This is a genomic window from Sulfuricaulis sp. (genome assembly GCF_049587675.1).
GTDB lineage: Bacteria > Pseudomonadota > Gammaproteobacteria > Acidiferrobacterales > Sulfurifustaceae > Sulfuricaulis.
This window is the reverse complement of sequence record NZ_JBAVEJ010000256.1, coordinates 1-2,540: the sequence shown is the minus strand read 5'-3', so window position 1 is coordinate 2,540 and position 2,540 is coordinate 1. Positions and strand designations below refer to the sequence as shown.

The following is a 2,540-nucleotide window of genomic DNA, read 5'->3' as shown; positions in this document are numbered from 1 at the left end:
CTCCTGGACCACGTGGCCGGCAATCGAGCTGCTCATACACGACAACATCGTTCCGGACTTTCCAGTGTGCAACAAGTCCGTGAACGGTTCTTATTCGGGACACGATTTATAGGCCATGCTGCGCATTCTAGGAAAAATCCAACGTATCGGCATCATCACCGAGCGCCTGCCAAAAATCGAGGAACCGGCGCTCGAGGAAATCGGCGCGCAGCTGAGGGAAAAGGTCGGCGAGTTGTTCAACGGGAGTCTCGCGATCCGCGAGGTGGATGCCGGCTCGTGCAACGGCTGCGAACTGGAAATTCACGCACTCAACAATCCTTACTATGGTATCGAGCGCTTCGGCGTGCACTTCGTCGCCAGCCCACGCCACGCCGACATGCTGCTCGTCACCGGGCCGGTATCGCGCCACATGGAGGCGGCGCTGCGTCGCACCTACGATGCAACGCCTGAACCCAAGCTGGTGATCGCCGTGGGTGAGTGCGGCGCGAACGGCGGAGAATTCGGCGTGAGCTACGCCTCGTGCGGGGCAGTATCCAATGTCATACCCGTGGACGCCGTCATCCGCGGCTGTCCGCCGACGCCGCTGGATTTGATGCGCGGAATTCTGGAAGCCATCGGGAAACTGTCCGCCCGTAAATGACTCTGCCGGCCTGCGGAAGACACCGCCGGGTCGCCCGTACTTGCCGTTCATACTCGATATCCGTATAAAGCTCTCAATGGAGAACATCCACCACAAACCCATTGTCCAGCGCATCGAATGGCTGATGGGACACGCACGCCGGCACTCGGAGGTGTTTTCCAGCTCCGAGGCCTTTATTGCCCGGCAGCGCTATCTGGCGGAGCATCCGTCGGCGGTGGCCGCACTCAAATGCATGGACGGCCGTATCAACCTTTCCGTCGCCACCCACACACCGCTAGGTATCATCCAGCCATTCCGCAATCTCGGCGGGATGTTCAACCTGGGCTGGCCGCACCTGGGCGAGGTGCTGGCCAATTACGTCCACGATCAGGTCAGCACCGGGCGGCGAGTGTTGCTGCTCATTACCTACCACTATTCGAAAAGTGACAAGCAGCGCGGCTGCGCCGGGTTCAACTTCGACACCGAAGCGGCGCGCGCCCACACTTACACCATCAAGCACCAGGTCGAGCATGTCTTCGGCGCCGGCCACGGAACGGTCTATCCTATCGTCTGCGGTTTCGAAACCGACGAGGACGCGCTCGTGCTGCACGGCTCGAACGGCGATATGCTGGATATATCGCAGCTTGGGGTTCACGATCAGGATGGATTGCGCCCGCGCCTGGAACACATTTTTCCGGACATGCCCAGCCAGACCCGCCATGACCTTGAACCGCTCGTGCTCGGCAACATGGACCGCATCGTCGAGGTCGAGAACACGGAGCGCACGCTGGACGTCGAGCATCGCGAGTGGATGATCTGCGTCGGGCGCGGATTCGATTTCCTCCACATGCCCAACCTCGCGCTCATCATCGGCCCCTACAGTCCCGACCTCGCCGAGCCAATCCACCAAGCCGCCGGCATCATCGACGCCAACATGCGTGCCGGTCGCATTCCCGACGATGGTTTCCTGCTGCTGGCCTCGGTGCCCTTCGCCGAGGTCGGCGTGGATCGTGCCCGCGCCGAACTGAAGTCGCGCTTCCTTTCAAAGTTCGCAGCGGATGTCATACGCGCCCAACACCCAAAGCTCGCTTCCAGAATGCAGGTGCGCACCGCCGTGCTCGACTGGCGTTCGCGTGCCCTGGAAACCATCGCTGCCGAGTAGCGACTGAACGCCGCGAAATAGCAGGTTCGTCCTTCGAATACTCATGGAACGTATCGTCTTTCTCGACCGCGACAGCATACAGGCTGAAATCCGCCGGCCGGACTTTTCGCATGAGTGGCGGGATTATCCGGTAACTCTGGCGTCACAAGTCGTTGAGCGACTGAAAAACACCACGATTGCGATCAGCAACAAAGTTCCGGTCATGGCCGACAGTCTTGCACGGCTCAAATCGCTGAGGATGATTGCGGTGTGCGCCACCGGCACCAACAACGTCGATCTCGATTATTGCCGCGCGCATGGAATTGTCGTTTCGAATATCCGGAACTATGCCATGCACACGGTTCCAGAACATGTATTCACGCTGGTCCTGGCACTGCGACGCAACCTGCCGGGTTACCGCGAGGACGTGCGTAACGGACTCTGGCAGAAAGCCGAGCAGTTCTGTCTATTCACGCGCCCGATTCTGGATTTGCACGGCAGTACGCTCGGTGTGATCGGTCACGGCGCCTTGGGGCAGGCCACGGCAAAATTGGGCGAAGCGTTTGGCATGCGCATGCTGTTCGCCGACCACAAGGGCGCCGCCACGGTGCGATCCGGTTACACGGCATTCGAAACGGTCCTGACGGAGAGCGACGTGATCACTTTGCACTGTCCGCTAACACCCGCGACCCATCATATGATCAGCGCGGCCGAACTGAAAAAAATGCGTCCCCATGCCCTGCTCATCAACACCGCCCGCGGAGGTCTGGTGGATGAAGC

3 protein-coding genes are annotated in these 2,540 nt (G+C 60.2%); all 3 read left to right on the top strand.

What is annotated here, in order from left to right; genetic code table 11:
* The first annotated feature begins 115 nt into the window (after window positions 1-115).
* Window positions 116-640: an NADH-quinone oxidoreductase subunit B family protein gene (locus WB402_RS13485; protein ID WP_424208712.1), complete on the top strand. Its 525-nt coding sequence runs from the start codon at window positions 116-118 to the stop codon at window positions 638-640.
* A gap of 76 nt (window positions 641-716) precedes the next feature.
* Window positions 717-1,781: a hypothetical protein gene (locus WB402_RS13480; RefSeq protein ID WP_424208710.1), complete on the top strand. Its 1,065-nt coding sequence runs from the start codon at window positions 717-719 to the stop codon at window positions 1,779-1,781.
* A gap of 43 nt (window positions 1,782-1,824) precedes the next feature.
* Window positions 1,825-2,540, top strand: a 716-nt coding sequence (locus tag WB402_RS13475) for an NAD(P)-dependent oxidoreductase (protein ID WP_424208708.1), incomplete at its 3' end; no start/stop codon positions are given.

Bases quoted from the DNA above. Each gene is read 5' to 3' on its own strand.
- WB402_RS13485 (WP_424208712.1), top strand. From the start codon at position 116: ATGCTGCGCATTCTAGGAAAAATCCAACGTATCGGCATCATCACCGAG.
- WB402_RS13480 (WP_424208710.1), top strand. From the start codon at position 717: ATGGAGAACATCCACCACAAACCCATTGTCCAGCGCATCGAATGGCTG.